General features: G+C 69.3%; 19 protein-coding genes. 7 read left to right on the forward strand and 12 right to left on the reverse strand.

Annotated elements, in window-relative coordinates; all coding sequences use genetic code 11:
- The first annotated feature begins 56 nt into the window (after nucleotides 1–56).
- A complete protein-coding gene (locus tag ACW7G5_RS02905; protein ID WP_457001654.1) occupies nucleotides 57–446 on the forward strand; it encodes an MAPEG family protein in 390 nt (129 codons plus the stop codon).
- Between the two features lie 5 nt (nucleotides 447–451).
- Here the strand turns inward: ACW7G5_RS02905 and ACW7G5_RS02910 are convergent, their stop codons facing one another.
- The 6 genes from ACW7G5_RS02910 to ACW7G5_RS02935 form a co-directional block, all read right to left on the reverse strand.
- Nucleotides 452–1111, reverse strand: coding sequence for a serine/threonine protein kinase (locus ACW7G5_RS02910; protein ID WP_457001656.1), 660 nt, complete (start codon nucleotides 1109–1111; stop codon nucleotides 452–454).
- Complete coding sequence (locus tag ACW7G5_RS02915) at nucleotides 1112–1645, reverse strand: RNA polymerase sigma factor (protein WP_457001657.1); 534 nt, start codon at nucleotides 1643–1645, stop codon at nucleotides 1112–1114. It lies immediately after the preceding gene.
- Nucleotides 1646–1831: 186 nt separating this feature from the next.
- Nucleotides 1832–2515: a general secretion pathway protein GspB gene (locus tag ACW7G5_RS02920; RefSeq protein ID WP_457001659.1), complete on the reverse strand. Its 684-nt coding sequence runs from the start codon at nucleotides 2513–2515 to the stop codon at nucleotides 1832–1834.
- Between the two features lie 9 nt (nucleotides 2516–2524).
- The gene (locus tag ACW7G5_RS02925) at nucleotides 2525–4198 is read right to left on the reverse strand and encodes an AAA family ATPase (protein WP_457001661.1); all 1674 of its coding nucleotides are present in this window, start codon (nucleotides 4196–4198) and stop codon (nucleotides 2525–2527) included.
- 3 nt (nucleotides 4199–4201) lie between these two features.
- Nucleotides 4202–5143, reverse strand: coding sequence for a DMT family transporter (locus ACW7G5_RS02930; RefSeq protein ID WP_457001662.1), 942 nt, complete (start codon nucleotides 5141–5143; stop codon nucleotides 4202–4204).
- 28 nt (nucleotides 5144–5171) lie between these two features.
- A complete protein-coding gene (locus tag ACW7G5_RS02935) occupies nucleotides 5172–6005 on the reverse strand; it encodes a DUF72 domain-containing protein (RefSeq protein ID WP_457001664.1) in 834 nt (277 codons plus the stop codon).
- A 115-nt stretch (nucleotides 6006–6120) separates the two neighbouring features.
- Between ACW7G5_RS02935 and ACW7G5_RS02940 the strand changes: the two genes are divergently transcribed.
- The gene (locus tag ACW7G5_RS02940) at nucleotides 6121–7728 is read left to right on the forward strand and encodes a serine hydrolase (RefSeq protein WP_457001666.1); all 1608 of its coding nucleotides are present in this window, start codon (nucleotides 6121–6123) and stop codon (nucleotides 7726–7728) included.
- 145 nt (nucleotides 7729–7873) lie between these two features.
- Here ACW7G5_RS02940 and ACW7G5_RS02945 read toward each other — a convergent pair whose 3' ends face one another.
- A complete protein-coding gene (locus ACW7G5_RS02945; protein WP_457001667.1) occupies nucleotides 7874–9688 on the reverse strand; it encodes a DUF885 domain-containing protein in 1815 nt (604 codons plus the stop codon).
- 125 nt (nucleotides 9689–9813) lie between these two features.
- On the opposite strand from ACW7G5_RS02945, the gene ACW7G5_RS02950 reads away from it, so the two are divergent.
- Entirely contained in the window at nucleotides 9814–10623 is an 810-nt protein-coding gene (locus ACW7G5_RS02950; RefSeq protein WP_457001669.1) for a DUF4349 domain-containing protein, read from the forward strand.
- A 36-nt stretch (nucleotides 10624–10659) separates the two neighbouring features.
- Here ACW7G5_RS02950 and ACW7G5_RS02955 read toward each other — a convergent pair whose 3' ends face one another.
- Together ACW7G5_RS02955 and ACW7G5_RS02960 are read right to left on the reverse strand one after the other, a co-directional pair.
- Nucleotides 10660–10956: a hypothetical protein gene (locus ACW7G5_RS02955; protein ID WP_457001671.1), complete on the reverse strand. Its 297-nt coding sequence runs from the start codon at nucleotides 10954–10956 to the stop codon at nucleotides 10660–10662.
- A gap of 100 nt (nucleotides 10957–11056) precedes the next feature.
- A complete protein-coding gene (locus tag ACW7G5_RS02960; RefSeq protein WP_457001672.1) occupies nucleotides 11057–12058 on the reverse strand; it encodes a peptidylprolyl isomerase in 1002 nt (333 codons plus the stop codon).
- Nucleotides 12059–12157: 99 nt separating this feature from the next.
- On the opposite strand from ACW7G5_RS02960, the gene ACW7G5_RS02965 reads away from it, so the two are divergent.
- Together ACW7G5_RS02965 and ACW7G5_RS02970 are read left to right on the forward strand one after the other, a co-directional pair.
- The gene (locus ACW7G5_RS02965; RefSeq protein WP_457001674.1) at nucleotides 12158–12538 is read left to right on the forward strand and encodes a PadR family transcriptional regulator; all 381 of its coding nucleotides are present in this window, start codon (nucleotides 12158–12160) and stop codon (nucleotides 12536–12538) included.
- Nucleotides 12538–13440 carry a sensor domain-containing protein gene (locus ACW7G5_RS02970; RefSeq protein WP_457001676.1) on the forward strand — a complete coding sequence of 301 codons (903 nt, stop codon included), beginning with the start codon at nucleotides 12538–12540 and terminating at the stop codon, nucleotides 13438–13440. The genes ACW7G5_RS02965 and ACW7G5_RS02970 overlap by 1 nt, the downstream gene beginning before the upstream one ends.
- 16 nt (nucleotides 13441–13456) lie before the next feature.
- On the opposite strand, the gene ACW7G5_RS02975 is transcribed toward ACW7G5_RS02970, so the two are convergent.
- Together ACW7G5_RS02975 and ACW7G5_RS02980 are read right to left on the reverse strand one after the other, a co-directional pair.
- The gene (locus tag ACW7G5_RS02975; protein WP_457001678.1) at nucleotides 13457–14785 is read right to left on the reverse strand and encodes a polyhydroxyalkanoate depolymerase; all 1329 of its coding nucleotides are present in this window, start codon (nucleotides 14783–14785) and stop codon (nucleotides 13457–13459) included.
- A 91-nt stretch (nucleotides 14786–14876) separates the two neighbouring features.
- Nucleotides 14877–15467 carry a class I SAM-dependent DNA methyltransferase gene (locus ACW7G5_RS02980; RefSeq protein WP_457001680.1) on the reverse strand — a complete coding sequence of 197 codons (591 nt, stop codon included), beginning with the start codon at nucleotides 15465–15467 and terminating at the stop codon, nucleotides 14877–14879.
- A gap of 73 nt (nucleotides 15468–15540) precedes the next feature.
- Between ACW7G5_RS02980 and ACW7G5_RS02985 the strand changes: the two genes are divergently transcribed.
- Nucleotides 15541–15993 (forward strand): CopD family protein, encoded by a 453-nt coding sequence (locus ACW7G5_RS02985; RefSeq protein ID WP_457002842.1) that lies wholly within the window; start codon nucleotides 15541–15543, stop codon nucleotides 15991–15993.
- Nucleotides 15994–16032: 39 nt separating this feature from the next.
- On the opposite strand, the gene ACW7G5_RS02990 is transcribed toward ACW7G5_RS02985, so the two are convergent.
- The gene (locus ACW7G5_RS02990) at nucleotides 16033–17760 is read right to left on the reverse strand and encodes an alkaline phosphatase (RefSeq protein ID WP_457001682.1); all 1728 of its coding nucleotides are present in this window, start codon (nucleotides 17758–17760) and stop codon (nucleotides 16033–16035) included.
- A gap of 151 nt (nucleotides 17761–17911) precedes the next feature.
- Between ACW7G5_RS02990 and ACW7G5_RS02995 the strand changes: the two genes are divergently transcribed.
- Nucleotides 17912–19267, forward strand: coding sequence for a dicarboxylate/amino acid:cation symporter (locus ACW7G5_RS02995; RefSeq protein ID WP_457001684.1), 1356 nt, complete (start codon nucleotides 17912–17914; stop codon nucleotides 19265–19267).
- Nucleotides 19268–19317 lie beyond the last annotated feature (50 nt).

Raw genomic sequence — 19317 nt, forward strand, 5'->3', positions numbered from 1 at the left:
AATGGCGTTAACCTCCGCGTGGAACGCTCCGCCGGGGCGCGAGGGAGAGGCCGACGATGGGCACCGAACTGCAGATGCTGGCCTGGGCGATCGCGCTCGGCCTGGTCCACCTGATGCTGGATGCGGGGATGAAGACCTCGGAGCGCGGCCTGGCGTGGAATGCCAGCGCGCGCGATGGCCAGTCCAAGCCGCTAGGCCCCGTGGCCGGGCGCGTCAATCGCAGCTGGCAGAACTTCCTCGAAACCTTCCCGATGTTCGCCGCCGCCGTGCTGGCGGTGGTGCTGGCCGAGCGCACCGGCGACCAGACCGCGCTTGGCGCGCAGGTCTATTTCTGGGCGCGGGTAGCCTATATCCCCGTCTATGCCTCGGGCATTCCGTACGTGCGCAGCCTGATCTGGGGCGTGTCGCTGGTCGGCATCCTGCTGGTGCTTGTCGCGCTGTTCTGATCCGCTCAGCCGGCTTCGAAGCCGGCGATCTCGTCGAGGATGCGCCGGCTGCGGCGGATGCCGTCGCCGCCGTCGCAGCGGGGCTTGGCAGGGTCATCCATCCGGGGCTTGCGCAGCCAGGCGTAAAGCCCCGTCACGACCAGGCCGGCGATGCCGACGCCCAGGCTGAGGGCGATCCAGCCGGGGGTGCCGCCACCCGCAGGCACGTCGCCGAGTCCGGCCGCTGCCACTACCACCAGTACCCACATGATCCACCACGGCAGCCCGCAGACGTTGGCGTTGAAGCCGTAAACGCGAAGCAGGCGTGCAAGCTGTCGCTGGATGTCGAGCACGGATGCGCCGTAGTCGATGCGTGTTGCCAGGGCGATGGTGATTCCCGCGAACACGAGGGTCACCAGGCCAAAGGCGTGGACCGCGATGCCGGCGGCGAGCAGCCCGGGAGTATCCAGGTTGCGCGTCCAGCAGGCCACGCCCAGTACCACCAGCGCCACACCGAGCACAGCCTGCAGCACCTGTCCCCAGACCAGTGGCCGCAGGCCCCGGCGTGCGGCGTCCAGCCGGCGCTCGCGGTGGATCTGCAGATGGATGCTGTCGTGGCGTTCCAGTTGGCGGCCCAGCGCCTGCCAAGCCTGCTTGAGTTCGTCGAGTTCCATGGTGATGTCCATTCAATGCGTGCCGGTGGATGCGACGTGGTCGCGGATGCGCTGCTTGAGGCGGCTGATACGGGTGGTGACGTTGCTTTCGGAGATGCCGAGCACCTCGGCCATGTCCCGCGTGCTGCGGTCCTCGAGGTAGAGCAGCAGCAGCGCGCGATTCAGCGGTTCGAGCGTGGCGATGAAGCCGTGCAGCAGGTGCAGCTGCTGGTCACGTTCGTGGTCGACGGTGTCGGGGGCGACGGGCACGTGCAGTCCTTCATCCAGCGACACCAGGTGGCGGCGTCGCCGGCCGTCGCCACGCAGGTGCGAGATGCCGACGTTCAGCGCCACCCGGTACATCCAGGTGGAAAAACTGCGGGAAGGGTCATAGCGTGGCCAAGCGCGCCAGAGCTGGGCAGCGATATCCTGCGCGAGGTCCTCGCGATCTTCCGCGCCGCGTGCGTAGGTGCCTGCGACCTTGAAGACGATGCCGCGATGCTGCTGCAGCAGCGCCGAGAACTCTTCGCCGTCCTCGTGCTGGCGGTGACTGCTGATGGCGTCCATCCCGGTGGCGGGTCCCTTGATTCTGCGTGACAGGGAGGTGATTCGCGGGCGGAGGGGATTTGTCACGCATTCAAGGCGCGCGGATGGGCGGATCCTTGTGGGGACGGCCAAGGCTCTTGAACCACCACCACCCGCTGGCCCCTTCCGGATTTCGCAGCGGTAGCCGCTCCTGCACGCTTCCCGGGATCAGGGAAGGGGAACGCGGATCGGGCGGCCGTCGAGTTCGAGCAGGATGCCATCGCGATCGATGGCGGTGACGCTGGCTTCACCGATGCGATCGCCCTCGGCCTTGCGTTGGCCGTCGATGACCACGAAGCGGCGCACGGGATCCTCGTTCCACATGTGCATGGTCAGCTTCATCGCCGGCAGGCGCTGGCGCTGGGCGGTAGGGAGTTCGGTGATGCGCGGAGCGTCGGTGGCAGGCCGCAGGGCAGGGCGCGAGGCTGGAGCGGTGTTTGCGGTCTCGCTGGCAGACGCAGGGAGCGCGGTTTCGGCCGGTCCGGCTTCTGGCGGAGTCGGCATGCGCGATGCGGGCTCCCGCGGCGTGATCCGGTCGACCTGCGGGAAGGCATCGGAATCGCCGGCCCTCGGCATGCCGGTCGATGGGGTTGCGGGCGACGGGACAGGTGCGGAGGTGGTGGCTGCCGGTGCGCCATCGTCGCCGACGCCGGTCCCGCTCCCGCGCGGCCACAGCGCGACGAGGAGAAGCACCAGCACGAGCGCCGCGCCGGCGATCCAGGTCCAGGTCCAGGCGGGCAGGTTGCGCCGGGCTGCGGTTGCCAGGGGCGGGAGCTCCACCCGCAGGCCGGGCGCTTCGCCGCGGCGACGTTCGGCTTCCGACTTGCGCAGGGCTTCAAGGATCAGTGACATGCGCGTACCTCAGTCCAGCTGCCGGAGCAGTCGCGGGCCGGCGTCGCCGGACGCCAGTGCGAACAGGGTTTCCGGACCCACCACGCCGTCGATGGCAAGTCCACGCGCACGCTGGAAGCGCCGCACGGAATCCGCCAGGGCGGCGTCGAAGGGCGTGCCTGGCGCTGCCGCGGCAGCTACGCCTTCGCGCACCAGGCGCTCGCGCAGCCAGTCGACGGATGTGCCATCCGCGCCGCGAACGGGCGCGGGCAGCAATCCCGCGGAGGAACGCCAGAGCGCGGCATAGCGCCCGCTCCAGGCTTGCTGCAGCGTCGCACGGTCGACGTCGGTGACCGCATCATCCAGCAGCAGGCGCGCGCGGCGGCCGTCGGAGCCCTGCAGCAGGGCCCAGGCGCTGGCGTTGCCGGCGTCGAGCTCGAGCAGCGCGGGACGTCCGATGGCGATCAGGCGGTCGAGGTGGGCGGTGCCGCGGACACAGTACGTACCCGCGGCGAGCTCCGGTGCGCAGCCGCTCGCGGCGCGCGCGTCTTCGACCGTGTGCGGCAGCGACCAGGCGGTGAGCAGGGCCTGCCACGGGGCGTCACGGGATGCGTGGCCCGCGGCGGCGATGCGGGTCGCGAAGCCAGCGGCGTCCGTGGAGGTACTCGCGAAGGAGTCGGCGCTGGCTGCCGGATCGCGGGGCGCTGGGGATCCGATCCCGGCGGAGGCGACGACAGCGTCCCCGTCGACCGCCTGCGGCCATAGCGCGGCCACCGCGATCGCCAGCACTGCCGCGGCGCCCACTCCGGCCATGGCAAGCAGCAGGCTGCCGCGCCGTCCGCCCGTCGTCACCGCTGGAGGCAGCGCTTCGCGTGCGGCTTCTTCGACCAGCGCGGCATCGATCGTGGCGCGATCGCGGGCATAGCCTGCCAGCAGGGCGCGTTCGGCAAGCACGTTGACCAGCCGCGGGATGCCGCCGCTGCGCAGGTGGATGCGCTGCACTGCGCCGGCATCGAAGGGGAAGTGCTGGCCGCCGGCGACGCGGAAGCGATGCCGCAGGTACTCCGCGGTGCCGGCCGCATCGAGCGGAGTGAGGTGGAAGCGCGCGGTGATGCGCTGCGCCAGCTGGCGCAGGCCGGGCTCGGCGAGCATGTCGCGCAGTTCTGGCTGGCCGATCAGGATGATCTGCAGCAGCTTCTGGGTGTCGGTCTCGAGGTTGGTCAGCAGGCGCACCTGCTCCAGCGTCTCCACCGGCAGCGCCTGCGCCTCGTCGATGATCAGCACCACGCGCAGGCCCTGCGCATAGGCTTCGAGCAGGTGTGCGTTCAGCGCGTCGACCAGCGCCTTGGCGTTGCCGCGGCGGCCGTTGAGCTCGATGCGCAGCTCCTCGCACACGGTCTCCAGCAGCTGCACCGGGTCCTGGCGCGGGTTGAGCACCAGCGCCACGCGGGCGTTGTCGGGGATCTGGTTCAGCAGCAGCCGGCTCAGCGTGGTCTTGCCGGTGCCGACCTCGCCGGTGAGCTGCACGAAGCCGCCGCCGCCGCCCTGGGTGATGCCGAACAGCAGGTGCGCGAGCGCGTCGCGGTGGCGTTCGCCAAGGAAGACGAAGCGCGGGTCCGGCGTGATCGAGAATGGCGGCTCGGTGAGCCCGTAATGCTCGAGGTACATGCGCTGCGCGGCGGGACGGGGTCGCCAGCCTGCCACGGATCAGTCGGTGACGTCGCGCGACTCCCCCACCGCCAGCGCCTCGGGATGGGTGATGCGGCGCGGTCGGGTGAGCACCGGATGCACCAGCACCGCCGCGAGGATGATCACCACGCCCAGGTAGAAGGGCAGGCGGAGCTCCTGCTGTTCGGACAGCAGCACGATCGCCAGCACGATGGCGTAGACCGGCTCCAGGTTGACCGCCAGCTGCGCCGAGAACGCGCTCATGTGGCGCAGCGCCACCAATGACAGCGCGAACGGGAACAGGGTGCAGGCGAAGGCGAGCAGCAGCAGGTAGCCGGCGTCCGACATGCCGGGCAGCGTGAACAGCGGCCCGGCAAGCGCCGGGAACACATACGGCATCAGCGGTGCGAGCAGGGTCAGTGCGAGGGTGCCGGCACCGAGCTCGACCGCGGTCACCACCAGCGGATCGGCGTGTTCGACCAGGCGCTTGTTGAGCGAACCGAACAGCGCGACGAACAGCGCCGATACCGCGCCGACCGCCACCCCGATGCGCATGTCGTCGGGGATGCCACCGACCACCAGCGCGACCCCTGGCAGCACGGATACGCCCAGCGCGAGCTCGGCGCGCGAGAAGCGCCGCTTCGCCAGCCTTGGCTCGATCATCGCCACGAACACCGTGGCCAACGCCATGCATGTGGCGGCAACGGACGCGTTGGCGAGCTTGACCGCGCCATAGAAGGTCAGCCAGTGCAGCGCCACCAGCACGCCGATGCCGGCGTAGGACAGCAACAGACGCCGCGGCATCGCACGCAGGCCACGCCATACCCGCGGAACCAGTGCCAAGGCGACGGCGACCAACAACATGCGCCACCAGACCAGCGGCAGCGCCGGCAGCGTGATCAGCTTGCCGAGGATGGCGGTGAAGCCCCACAGCAGTACGCAGAGATGGACCTGCAGCTGGGCCTTGGTGGTCGGTGTCATGGTGCGGCGTCGCGGATGGGGAGGGCGATCAGGTCGCGTCGGCAAGCCGCTCGTGCAGGGCCATCGCCGCGGCCGGATTGCGCTCCTTGGCGGCGGAGATGAAGAACACGAAGACGTCGCGCGGGACCGCTGCGCCGCCGCTGGCGGGTTCGACGCGCGGCAGGTCGCCGGGATCGCGGCCCGCGGCCCAGGTGCGGGCGCGTTCCGCCCAGCGTGCGAGCTCGGCCCCGGGATAGCCGGTGGGCGTTCCGGCCCGCGCGCGCATCAGCCGTGCGTAGACGAAGTCGGCGGTGACATCGGCAAACGAGGGGTGTTCGTCGGAGTCCGTGAACACCGTGGCCATGCCGTGCTGGCGCGCCAGCGCAAGGTAGCGCGCGTCGACGAAGCCGTGGTCGCGGACATCGAGCACATGCCGCAGGGGGCGGCCCTCCACTTCGCGCGGTAGCAGGGCGAGGAAGGCGGCGAAGTCCTCGCGCTCGATGCGCGTGCCGCGGTCGAACTGCCACACCAGCGGACCCAAGCGGTCGCCCAGCGTGGCGATGCCGCCGATGAAGTCCTCCACCTGTGACCCGGTTGTCGCCAGGGTCCTTGATTGCGTGATCCGCTTCGGCGCCTTGGCCGAGAACACGAATCCGGCCGGGGTTTCGTCGCGCCATTTCGCGTACGTGGCCGGCGTCTGCGCGCGGTAGTAGGTGCCGTTGACCTCGATCGCGGACAGTTTTCGGCTGGCGTATTCCAGCTCGCGACGCTGCACCAGGCCCTTGGGGTAGAAGTTGTCGCGCCAGGGCGCAAAGGTCCAGCCGCCGATGCCGGTGCGGATGCCGTCGACCGGCGCGATCGCGTTCTCGAACAGGGAGTCCATCGCGGCGGTGCCTTGCGCCGGAGCGCCCGGCCGAGGCGCGATCATAGCCCCGCGTGTTCCGGTGCGGAGCGCAGTCGCCGATACTGGCGGGCAGTCCAAGCCGGTAACCCCGCCAATGCGCACGCCAGACACCGTCCTCGCCGTCTCCCTGCTGCTGTCCTCGGCCATCCTCCTGTCACCGGGCGCGGCCGCGCAGGACGCACCGCCCGCGCCGCTCGGCGGCCTTGATGCGCAGGTTGAAGCAGTGCGGGACACCTTCAAGGTTCCCGGCATCGCGGTGGCCGTGGTGAAGGATGGCGAGGTGGTATTCGCCGGCGGTTGGGGCCAGCGCGAGGTCGGCAAGCCCGAAGCGGTGGATGCCGACACCCTGTTCTCGATCGCCTCGATCACCAAGGCCTTCACCTCGGCATCGCTGTCGATCCTGGCCGACGAGGGCAAGCTCAAGCTCGACGACCGCGTGATCGACCACCTGCCCTGGTTCCGCATGTCCGACGCCTACGTCACCCGCGAGATGCGCATCCGCGACCTGCTGGTTCACCGCAGCGGCCTGGGCCTTGGGGCCGGCGACCTGCTGTTCTGGCCGCCGTCGGACTACAGCACCCGCGACGTGGTCGAGCGCCTGGCGCAGGTGCCGATCGAAGGCGGCTTCCGCGACCGCTATGCCTACGACAACGTGCTCTACGCGGTGGCGCAGCTGGTGATCGAGGATGTGTCCGGACAGCCCTACGCCGACTTCGTGCGCGAGCGGCTCTTCACGCCGGTGGGCATGGCCGGCACCCGCATCGACAGCAACGCGCTGCGCCCGACCGACACCAACGTCGCCACGGGCCACGCGCGGCCGGGCTTCAGCGGCGATCCGGAACCGGTGCCGGCGATGTCCTGGTCGAACAACACCGCCGCCGGCGGCATCTACTCCAGCGTCAACGACATGGCGAAGTGGATGCGCGTGCAGCTGGACGGTGGCGTGCTTGAAGGCGAGGGCGATGATGCCAATCGGCTGTTCAGCGCCAAGCGCCACGAGGCGATGTGGTCGTTGGTGACGCCGATCCCGATCCGCGAGCCTGCGGTCCCTGAGCTGGCCGCCACGAAGCCGAACTTCGCCGGCTACGGCGAGGCCTGGAGCCTCAGCGACTACCGCGGCCAGCGCCTGGTCTGGCACACCGGCGGCTGGCCGGGCATGGTCTCGCGCCTGACGCTGGTGCCGGAGCTGGACCTGGGCGTGGTGGTGCTGACCAACCAGGAAGTCGGCGCTGCGTTCAACGCGATCACGATGCATGTGCTGGACGCCTACATGCAGGCGCCGGAGACCGACTGGGTCGCGGCCTATTCCGCGGCGATCGCCAAGGGCGGCGACAAGGCCGAAGAGGACTGGGCGAAGCACCAGGCCGCCCGCGACGCGCGTTCGAAGCCCTCGCTGCCGCTGGCCGGCTATGCCGACACCTATCGCGACCCCTGGTATGGCGACGTCATCGTGGCCGAAGGTCGCAAGGGCCTGGAAATGCGCTTCAGCCGCACTCCGCAGCTGGTCGGCGACCTCGAGCACTGGCAACACGACAGCTTCATCGTGCGCTGGCGCGATCGCACGCTCAACGCCGATGCCTTCGTCGACTTCAACCTCGATCACGACGGCAAGGTGCGTGAAGCGCGGATGGAAGCGGTGTCGCCGCTGACCGACTTCAGCTTCGACTTCCACGACCTGCGCCTGGTACCCGAAAAAGACTGACGGCCCAGCTGTTGTAGGAGCGGCTATAGCCGCGACCACAAGGCCAAGAAGTCGCGGCTATAGCCGCTCCCACAGGTTGGGACGCGGTCGCAGCCATAGCTGCTCCTGCAGGTTCGAGGGATCCGGGTCGCAGCTTTAGTTGCTCCTACAGGATCGGTTCGTCCAGCAGGAGCTGGCGGGTGAAGCGGACGGGTGGGGCGCCGGTGGCCAGGACGGCGTCGTGGTAGCGCTTCATCTCGAAGGCGTCGCCTTCCTTCTCTTCGACCGCGCGGCGCATGTCGAAGTGCTCCTGCGCGCCGACGAAGTAGGTGGCCAGCTGGGTCGATGACAGCTGCGCCCGGATCCACTTGCCCTCGGCCTCGCTCTGCTGCTGGAAGGTCTGGCGGACCATCAGGTCCATCGCCTGCTCCTTGGTCCAGTTGTCGACGTGGATGCCCTGGTCGAGGATCGCGTTGCCGACCGAGCGCGCGTAGAACTTCAGCTGCATCAGGCGGAATAGCGGGTCGTTGTCGAGGTAGCCGGCGTCGGCGATCACGCGCTCGGTGTACACCGCCCAGCCTTCGGCGAACGGACCCGAACGCAGCGCCGCGCGCAGCGTGGAAGGATGATTGGCCGAGTGCGCACCTTCAAGGTAATGGCCGGGCATCGCTTCGTGGATGCTGAGCACGTGGATCATGCGCTTGTTGTATTCGCGCAGGAACGAGGTCACTTGGGCGTCGTCCCAGCCTTCCGGGATCGGCGAGATCGCGTAATAGGTGTCCAGGCCCTTGTCCAGCGGACCCGGCGAGTCGCAATAGGCCACCGAGAAGCCGCGCTGGAACTCCGGCATCAGGATGATCTTCACCGGGTCGTCGGGCATGGTGACGATGTCGTGTTCGCGCACGAAGTCAGTGGCGACGTCGAGGGTGTATTTCGCAAAGTCCACGACCTCGTCCCGCCCCGGGCGGTCTTCGTTGGCAAGCTCCATCGCCGCTTCGATCGCGACCTGGCGCTGGTCTTCGGTGGGCTGCTCCGGCATGTCCGGCGCGCCTTCGCGATCCGTCAGCACGATCTTCGCCACGTCGTACATCTCGTCGCGCACGCGTGCCAGTTCGGCTTCGGCGCGGCTGCGGATCTCCTCGCGGCCCAGCGAGGAGTTCAGCGAGAAGCGCAGCTTCTGGTCGTAGCGTTCGGCGCCGATCCGGAACTCGCCCTTCGCGTTCGGCACCAGCGTCTCGTCAAGCCAGGCCTGGTGCTCCTCCACCGCGGGGCGCAGCGCGGCGATGGCCGCGTCCAGGCGCTCACGGTCGGCGCCCTGCAGCTCATCGGCATGCGGAGTGATGAAGGTGTCGATCAGGGTGAAGATGCCTTTGTTCTGGCTGGCGACGGTTTCGGCGTGGGTGCGGGGCACGCGCGCCGGATCGAGGTTCTCGCGCGCCTGCGCCAGCAGCGCCGGGATCTTTTCCATGCGCGCGGTCGCGGACTTCAGGCGCTCGGGCAGCGGCGCGAACTCGCGAGCCATCAGGCTGTAGATCGCGCCGCCGGCGAGGCCGCTGTAGGCCTGTGGATCCCAGGCCCAGCCCTGCATGGTCTCCAGGTCCCACAGCGAACCCTCAAGCATGTTGCGCAGGATCAGCGCGTCGACCTGGTTCTCGCGGGAGAGCGCGGCGGCATCGATCGCATCGAGCTCGGCGAGCATGCCGCGGGTCCAGTCGGCGGACTTCTTCCGGCCTTCGGCCCCAAGGTCGTCGAGTTCGGAGTCGAAGCGGTGGTCGCCGATCTGCGTGGCGGATACCGGGGACAGGGCCAGGCCCTCGTCGAGGAAGCGCGCGGAGACCGCGGCGAAGGCCTGGTCCTGCGCGCTGTCGGCGCCAACGGTGGAAACGGCCGCGGCGTCGCCGGACGGAGTCGCGGGAGCCTGGCCCTGGCAGGCGGCGAGGGCAAGCGCAAGCAGGGATGCAGCGAGCAGCGGTCGGGACATGGTGGGTCTCGTGGTGCGGTGGCAATCGCCCAGCATAGGGCCGGCGGGATGCCGACGCCCGGGCTGATGGTTTACCTTGCGATCCATCGCGCTCAAAGACCCCTGCAAGGGAAAGGACCCGTTGGATGGATAGTCGCGTGCTGCGGGGACTGTGTCTCGGTGCCGGTCTCCTGCTGGTGGTGGCCTGCTCGAAGGACGTGACACAGGCCGAACTGTCGGCTGTAGGCGCGGCGCAAACGGCCATGGCGCCGCCCGATACCGGTGACAATGCCGCTGCGGCCTACCTGGCGTATGAGCACACCGCCGGCGTCAGGGTGGCGGGCAGCCGCATTGCCGAACGCGTCGAGGCAGTGCAGGCGGCCTGCCGCGACGGTCGTTTCGGCCAGTGCGTGGTCCTCGATGTCTATCGCCAAGGGGGCGACCACCCTTCGGGCCGCATCGGCATGCGCATTGTGCCAGCGGGCGTCGAACCGATGATCGAACTGGCTGGCGACGGCACCGAGCCCGGCACGCGCAGCACGCGCGCCGAAGACCTGGCCGTGGTGGTGCGCGACAACTCTCTGGCACGGGAGCGGCTGCTCAAGGAGTCGGAGCGACTGGGCGAATTCCAGGCACGCGGCGACCTTTCGGTGGGCGACATGATCACCCTGTCGGAACGCTTGGCCTCGGTCGAGGCGCAGCTGGAAGGCGCCGAACGCGAGGCGGCGCAGCATCGCCGTCGTATCGACACCCAGCTGTTGACCATCGACTTCAATGCTACCCGCAGCCAGGCGGCGCGCGGCGAGGTTGCACAGGCACTGCGCGATTTCGCCGGCACCCTCGCCACCGGCACCGCATGGACGATCCGTGCGACGGCGTTCCTGCTGCCACTGTCCGGTGTGCTGCTGGGGCTGGTGGCGCTTGTCCGGCGCTGGCGGAGACGTCGTCGGGGCTGAGTTGCGGAACGGTCGCGGGTCGCCGCACTCCCGGACTCAGTCCTCGTCTTCTTCCTCGAACTCGACCAGCGCGTCGAGGTCGAACGCCAGCGCCTCGACGGCTTCGCGCACGCGACGTGCGGTCGACGGGTTGGGCGCATCGACCTCGATCGTGTGGCCTTGCGGACCGCCGACGTCGCTCAGGCCGGCCGAGCTCGAGTCGGCGTCGTCGAGCTGTGGCATGAGGTCGTTGATCTCTTCGACGTGCTCGATTCCGTCGAGGCTCTGCAGCAGGTTCATGACGGCGCGCGTGGTGTCGTCGCTGCCGGTGAGGCGGATTCGGAGCAGGGCCATCGCGGGCGATCCTCTGGGGTTTCGGTGGCCGTCGGGGGCCGGGACTGCAGGCTAGGAAGCCGCAGGCCAAGGCCGCGTGACGGGCCGCATGCCGCGCCCCTCAGGCAGCCGGCGGCGCACGCACCGGCACAGTGATGTTGCACAGGTCGATGTGCCCGGCCGGCTGCAGGTACCAGTCGTCGCGGCGGTTCCGGCGCGACTCGACCACGGCGTCGAACAGCGGCGTGTCGGTGCGCAGCACCTGGATGTCGGTGCGTTCGGCCGCGGGGATTTCGGACGCCAGGCGCACCGCCTTGATCGGCACGCGTTGTGCGGCGTACTCGTGGAAGCCGAGCGGACCGGTGCCGCGCGGTACCACGCTCAGCAACTCCATGCCCTGCAGCACCCGGCCGACCTGGGTGATGTTGCGGTCGAGCTGGCGCGGGGCCTGGCCGATGACCACATAGAGCTCGGTGCCGTTGCTGGAATCGGCGGCCATGTCGCGCCCGGCGCCGAGCGTGCCGTAGCAGTGCGCCATCCAGGCCTGGCCTTGAGCCGGATCGCGCGCGGCGGGGAAGCCGGCGGCGAACCCGGTCTCCGGCGCCCAGCCGTCGGGGTCGGGCAGGGCGTGGAAGGGGAGGCCTTCGCTCTGGCGCGAGAACTCCGCAGGCAGGACAGCCTTCGCGCTGCCGATCGGCTTCGGCACCCCGCCTTCATCGGTGATGTCGCCGAACTGGACCACGAAGTTGTCCTGCGAGCGGTAGATCGCCAGTCCGTCCCAAAAGCCTTCCTTCGCCAGGGTGCGGATGTTGGCGACGTGCTCCGGCGCGAAGTCGGGCGCGAGCTCGATCACCACGCGGCCGTCTTCGAGTTCCATGTACAGGGTGCTGGCGGGATCCGGGCGGCGCCAATCGGTGGGCAGCGAGGCATCGAGCAGCTCCTGCGTGGTCCTGGGGCGGATCGCCAGGGTTCCGGCCTGTGCCGTGGCGGCCTCCGCGCTTGCAGGCGCCGTGCCGGCCTGGGCCGGTTCGCTGGCAGGGTCGGAACCGGGGGACGCGGCGGCAGCGCTGCAGAACAGGGCGGCCACGAGGGCCAGGGGGCGGATGCGGTGGCTTCGGTGCACGTCGTGACTCCGGTCGGGTTGCCGCGATTGTTGCCGATTCGCTCGTGGTCCTGACTATCGGCACATTCACTATATGGAAGTTCGCACTAGCATCCAGCCATGGTCGAACAGCCGCCCCCACCCGACATCGACGCCGCGATGCGCAAGTTCCAGCGCGAGCTGAGCTCCGGCGTGGTCGCCCTGGCCCTTCTGGCCGTGCTGTCCCGCGCCGAGGAGCCGATGTACGGCTACCAGATCGCCAAGAGCCTGGAGCGCTTCGGCGAGGGCGTGCTCAGCGGCAAGCAGAGTGCGCTGTACCCGGTGCTGCGCAACCTGGAGGCGACCGGACTGCTGTCCAGCCACGTCGGGCCCTCGGAGTCGGGGCCGCCGCGGCGCTATTACCGCATGACCGAGGCAGGGCAGGCCGCCCTGCGCGAATGGGCCGCCGCCTGGCGCGCGACCCGCGATTCCGTCGATACCGTCCTGGAGGGGACCCCGTGATGAACAGCCTGCCGCACACCATTCCCGAATACCTCGAACAGCTGCGGCGCTCACTGGCCGGTGCCGACCCGGCGATGATCCAGGACGCGCTGTACGACGCCGAGGAATACCTGCGTTCCGAGCTTGCCGAGAACCCCGGCCGGTCGGAGGCCGAGGTCATCGCCGCGGTCGCGTCGACGTATGGCGCACCCGACGAAGTCGCGGACATCTACCGCGATACCGAGGTGACGGTGCAGACCGCGCTGCGGCCGCCGCGGCCGGTGGAGCGCAAGTCGGTGCTGGGCCGCTTCTTCGGCGTCGCCGCCGATCCGCGGGCCTACGCCTCGCTGTTCTACATGGTGCTGGCGCTGGCCACGGGTATCTTCTACTTCACCTGGGTGGTGACCGGGATCTCGATGTCGATCGGGCTTGGGATCCTGATCATCGGCATTCCGTTCGTGATCCTGTTCTTCGGTTCGATCCGCGTGCTGTCGCTGGTGGAAGGCCGGATGGTGGAGGTCATGCTGGGCGAGCGCATGCCGCGGCGGCCGTTGTACAGCGCGCGGGGACGCGGCATCTGGCGGCGGATCGGCGACATGTTCACCGACCCGCGCACCTGGAGCACGCTGCTGTACATGCTGCTGATGCTGCCCCTGGGGATCATCTACTTCACCATCGCGGCCGCGATGGTCAGCATCGGAGTGAGCCTGCTGGCGACCCCGCTGGCGCTGCTGCCGGGTATCCATCTGAACGTATGGATGTTCGGCATCGACGTTCCGGCCGACGCGCCCTGGCTGCTGCCGCTGCTCGCGCTGTCAGGCGTGCTGCTGCTGTTCGTGACCCTGCACGTGGCCCGGGGCATCGGCCGCGTGCACGGCCTGCTGGCCAAGCACCTGCTGGTGAAGACCGCCCAGTATTCCTGAGCGGTCGGCGCCGGTTTCAGCGGCGCTTCGCGCCGGTGCGGGTCGCCTTGGCGGCGCGTGCCGGTGCGGGGCGCTTCAGCGGTACGACCTGCTTGGCCGGCGCCGCGTCATGGCTGGCGAAGAAGTCGCGCACCTTCGGATAGACCTGGGTGCGCCAGCGGCGGCCGCTGAAGATGCCGTAGTGGCCGGCGCCATCCACGGTCAGATGTTCGCGGTCCGCGTCGGCGATGCCGGTGCACAGATCGTGCGCGGCGCGGGTCTGGCCCAGGCCCGAGATGTCGTCGAGCTCGCCTTCGATGGTCATCAGCGCGCAGCCCTTGATCGCCGACGGGTCGACGCGTTCACCGGCCACGTCCCACTCGCCGCGCGGCAGCAGGTGTTCCTGGAAGGCCACGCGGATGGTGTCGAGGTAGTACTCGGCCGGCATGTCGAGCACGGCGTTGTACTCGTCGTAGAACTTGCGATGTGACTGCGCGTCCTCCTGGTCGCCCTTGACCAGGTCCTGGTAGAAGTCCCAGTGCGACATGAAGTGGCGCTCGGGGTTCATCGCCACGAAGCCGGTGTGCTGCAGGAAGCCCGGGTACACGCGGCGGCCGTGGCCGGGATAGTTCGGCGGCACCACGTGGATCACGTTGTTCTCGAACCACGACAGCGGCTTCTTCGCCGCCAGGTTGTTGACCGCGGTGGGCGACTCGCGGGTGTCGATCGGGCCGCCCATCATCACCATCGAGCGCGGCAGTTCTTCACCGCGCGACGCCATCAGCGAGACCGCGGCCAGCACCGGAACCGTCGGCTGGCAGACGCTCATCACGTGCAGGCGCTCGGCGCCGATGTGGCGGATGAATTCCTGGATGTAGGCGACGTAGTCGTCAAGCGTGAACGTGCCGGCGTCCTTGGGCACCATGCGCGCATCGACCCAGTCGGTGATGTAGACCTTGTGGTCGGGCAGCAGCGTGCGCACGGTGTCGCGCAGCAGGGTGGCGTGGTGGCCGGACAGCGGCGCGACCACCAGCACGGTGGGCTGGTCCTTCATGCCGAGGATGTTCTGCGCGTCGTCGGTGTAGCGCTTGAAGCGCAGCAGGCGGCAGAAGGGCTTGTCGAGCGCGACCTTTTCCACCACCGGCACGTCATGCCCGTCCTTGGCCACCTGGTGGATGGCGAAGGGCGGCTTCTCGTAGTCCTTGCCGATGCGGTGCAGCAGCTCGTTGGCGGCCGCCATGCGCGGCGCGCCGGGGATCGAGGACAACCAGGTGCCGTCGGTGCCGAAGATCTTCGCGTTGGCCTGCGCCAGTTCCGTGAACGGGGCAAGCAGGGTGCGGTTGAATTCGTGCAGCTGGTACATCATCGGCGGGCGTGCTCGTTCATTGCGCGCTGCAGCATAACGCAGGCGGGCGGGGGCCGGTGTCGGCCTTTCGTCACATGACCCGGGCCCCTGTTCAGGCCAGTTCGAGCGCGGTTGCGCCGGGCACCAGGGCGGGGGCCAGCCAGCAGTGCGAGCCCAGTGCACGGAAGCCGGCGGCCTGGAAGCGGCGCCGGTAGAAGGCGCCGGGGCGGCCGATGAATCCGTCCTCGTCGCCCTCGGCGGCGTCCTCGCGGGCGAAGGCCTCGAGGAAGGCGACGCCGCCGCAGAGCTCCGCCAGGCCGGGCAGTCCGCGATCGATCTCGCGCGCCGGCAGGTAGTGCAGCACGTCGCTGCAGACCACCAGGTCGGCCGGCGGGCAGGGGCGGAGGTGTTCGAAGTCCGAAAAGCGCGCGAAGTGCAGGTTGCGGCGCGCGCCGTGGCGGCTGATCGCGTACTCGCTGCTGTCGAAGCCGATGTAGCGCAGCTTCGGGCGCAGCTTCAGCAGCGGCGCGCGCCAGGCGCCTTCACCGCAGCCGATGTCGAGCACGGTGCGCAGCGGGCGCTCGAGGTGGTATTCGGCGGTGGCCACGGCCAGCGCGATCTTGCGGGCCAGCCGCTGGCGTCCGCCGATGCCGCCCTGGCGGTACCAGCGGTCGAAATAGTCCTGGTCGTAGGTCTTGTCCATGGGCGCGCACGATACCGGCTGCGGCCGCCTCCGTGCGATCCTGTCGCGCATTACTCCAAGGGGTTTCAAGCAAATGCAGAGCTATTTCTGGGTCAAGGCCGTCCACATCGTGCTGGTGATGGCCTGGGTCGCCGCCGCGTTCTACCTGCCGCGGATCCTGATCAACATCGCCGAGGACGGCGGCAACGCTGCGGTGCGCGAGCGCCTGCTGCTGATGGGCCGCCGCCTGTACCGCTTCGGGCACGTGATGTTCGGACTGGCCGTGGTCGCGGGCATCGTGCTGTGGCTCGGTTACCGCGTGATCCCGGAGTTCCCGACCATGGTCGGCAGCGGCACGGGCTGGCTGCACGCGAAGCTGCTGCTGGTCGCGGTGATGTTCGCGATGTACATCTTTGAAGGTCGCCAGCTGAAGGCCGCCGCGCGTGGCGGCAGCCTTCCTTCCACGAAGATGCTGCGGATCCGCAATGAACTGCCGGTGCTGATCCTGCTGGTCATCGTCTGGCTGGTGCTGGCGAAGCCATTCTGAACTGTGGGAGCGGCTGTAGCCGCTCCCACAGGGTCGCGGCTAGTGTGCCGGCCAGGCTTCAACCTTTGGCAGCTCCACCGGTACGCCGTCGTCGTTGCAATGGCCTGCAGCGCACAGCTGCGCACGCAGCTTCGGGGTGGCCTGCACGATCACGTGATAGATGACGTTCTGCTCCAGCGTGCCGCGGAACGCGGCGCTGCCGGGGCCGCGTGCCCAGATGCCGACGTCATCGCCGCCGTGGGTTTCCGACCCCAGCGGCACCAGCGCTTCCTGCAGGTAGTCCGGGTGGGTGGTGTCGACCTGGCCCAGGTCCGGGCGACCGATGGCGGGCTGCGCGGCCTCGAGGTCGTGGTAATGGTGCTTGGGGCCCGCGGGTTGCGCGTTGCTGGCGCCCGCATAGCCGGGGCCGTTCGCATAGCTCAGCGTGGTGTAGGGCAGGCCCAGGGCATCCAGCGTGGGACCATCGCCCTCGCCCCGCACCTTGCCGAGGATCGGATTGCCGCGGCGCGGATAGCCGGCGAAGTTCAGCACGTGTGAGTGGTCGGCGGTGACCACGACCAGGGTGTCCTCCGCCGAGGTCATCTCCACCGCCGCCTGCACGGCGCGCGACATCGCCGCGGTCTCGTCCAGGGCGCGATAGGCGTTGCCCTCGTGGTTGGCGTGGTCGATGCGCGCGCCTTCGACCAGCAGCACGTAGCCCTCGTCGCTGCCAGACAGCGATTCGATCGCGAACCGGGTCATGGCCTCGAGATCGGGCTCGCCTTCGGGTCCACGGTCGCGGTCGTGCTCGTACTGCATGTGGCTGAGCTCGAACAGGCCCAGCACGGCCGGCGCACCACGCGCGGCTTCGAACTGCTCGGTGGTGTAGACGAACGCGCCGCCGGGATTCAGCGCCTTCCATTCGGAAACGAGATTGCGGCCGTCCTTGCGCTGGCCGCGAATGCCCGGCAGCACCTCTTCGTCGGGAAGGAACTCGCGGGCGCCGCCGGCAAGCACCACCTGCGGGCCGCCTCCGTGGCGCGCGAAGTTGATGAACTGGCTGGCGATGTCGGCGCAGCCGGCGTCGTGCATCCCGGCCGGCGTCGACGCATCGCTCTCCCAGCCGCGGTTCGGCACGTGGGCATAGGTGGCCGCCGGGGTGGCATGGGTCAGGCGCGCCGTGGTGACGATGCCGGTGGCGAGACCGGCTTCCTTGGCCAGCGAAAGCCAGCTCTGCAACCGGTTGCCCCTGGACTGCGCGCAGTCGTCGATATCGCCCGCGCTGACCCCGATCGCCCCGATATGGCTTTTGACGCCCGACGCCATGGCGGTCATGGTGCCCGCCGAGTCCGGGGTCTGTGCGTCGGTGTTGTAGGTCCTGGAGAATGCGGTGGCCGGGAAATGCTCCCAGGACAGCAGGTTCTCCTCGCCGGAGCCGCCCTCGCGCTGGCCGGCGTAGATCCGCGCCGCGGCCACCGTGGTCAGGCTCATGCCGTCGCCCACGAACAGGATCACGTTCTTCGCGCGCCCGGCCATGGCACCGTTGGCGGCCGCGTGCGCGGCGCCGCTGCGATACCACCATGCCGCGGTTTCGCCTTCGGGGCGGCTGATCGCGGGCACGTCGACGTGGAACGACGCCGGCGTCGCGGCGGCGCTGGAGGCTGCGGGAGCGGCGGTGCCGGCGGGCTGCGTGGCACAGGCGGTCGCGAGACAGGCCGCCATCACGGTCAGCATGGCGGGCAGGCGGTTGCGGATGGAAGCCGGGGAGAGGGGTGCGGTGCTGGTCATGGAGGTCCTGCGCGGTTCGGGCGGCCGATGGAAGGGACATTATGGCTGGCAGGCAGCGTCCCGGTGATGACACTCCGGCGTTCCGCCACGGTCATCGCTGCCGGGATGGCCATGGGCTAAGGTGCCTTACTGCCACTTTCGCTGGATGCCGATGAAGCACCTCAAGGCCTGGTTCAAGATCCCGTTCTGGCAGCGGGTGGCCGCAGGCTTCGTGCTCGGCGCGCTTGCCGGCTGGCTGCTCGGACCGGCGGCGGAGACCTGGTTCGGCCCGCTGGGCACGGTCTACGTCAACCTGATCAAGATGATCGCCATCCCGCTGGTGTTCTTCGCGGTGGTCAGCGCCGTGGGTTCGCTGGCGGGCCAGCGCTCCATCGCCGCGCTGGCGGCACGCACCTTCGTCTGGTTCGCGATTACAGCCGTGCTGGCGGTGGCCGTCGGGCTGACCTTCGGGCTGGTGCTCAAGCCCGGCGTCGGCGTCGATGCGGCCAGCCTGCAGGTGGCCGAGACCTACCAGCAGCGCGACGTGCCCGGCCCGCTGGACGTGCTGGTCAACATCGTCCCGGAGAACCCGTTCCGCGCGATGGCCGCGCTGGGCGCCGGCCGCACCGAGGACGGGCAGCGCGTCATCGTCCCGAGCAACTTCACCATCCTGCAGGTGATCTTCTTCGCGGGCCTGGTCGGCTTCGCCCTGGTCAGGCTGGGCGCAAAGACGCTGCGCCTGCGCGCGCTGATGGACGAGTCGCGCGAGATGATGATCCAGGTCACCCGCTTCGTGCTGGAAGCCACGCCGCTGGGCACCTTCGGCCTGATCGCGGCGCTGGTGGGCACCTATGGCTTCGAACAGCTGATCCCGCTGGGCAAGTTCGTGATCGCCCTGTACCTGGCGTGCGCCTTCCACATCCTGGTGGTCTACACCGGGCTGCTGCTGGCGCACGGGCTCAACCCGCTGAAGTTCTTCCGCGGCGCGGCGCCGGCGATGCAGATCGGCTTCGTGGCGTCATCGAGCTTCGCCGCGCTGCCGCTGTCGCTGACCTCGGCCACGCACAACCTGGGCGTGAACAAGGATTACGCCAGCTTCGCCGTGCCGCTGGGCGCGAGCATCAAGATGGACGGCTGCGGCGCGATCTACCCGGCGCTGGGCGCGGTGTTCATCGCCCAGTTCATGGGCATCGAGCTGTCCACGGGCCAGTACTTCCTGATCGCGCTGGCTTCGGTGCTGGGCAGCTTCGGCACCGCCGGCGTGCCGGGCACGGCGGTGATCATGGCCACGGTGGTGATCAGCGCCGCCGGCCTGCCGCTGGAGGCGATTGGCATCCTCTACGCGATCGACCGCATCCTCGACATGATGCGCACGATGACCAACGTGACCGGCCAGGTGCTGGTGCCGGTGCTGGTGGCGAAGGAGACCGGGCTGCTCGACCGCGAGGTATATGAGCGGGCGTCGAGCAACGTCGGGATCGAGGAGGGCGAGGAGCCCGCGGAGCCGGAGCGCGCCGGCCAAGCGTAATTCGCTGCGGCCAAGCACTCTTTCGGTGTGGCGCGCGCAGCCCGTCCCGT

The sequence above is a fragment of the Luteimonas sp. A501 genome (genome assembly GCF_054052085.1).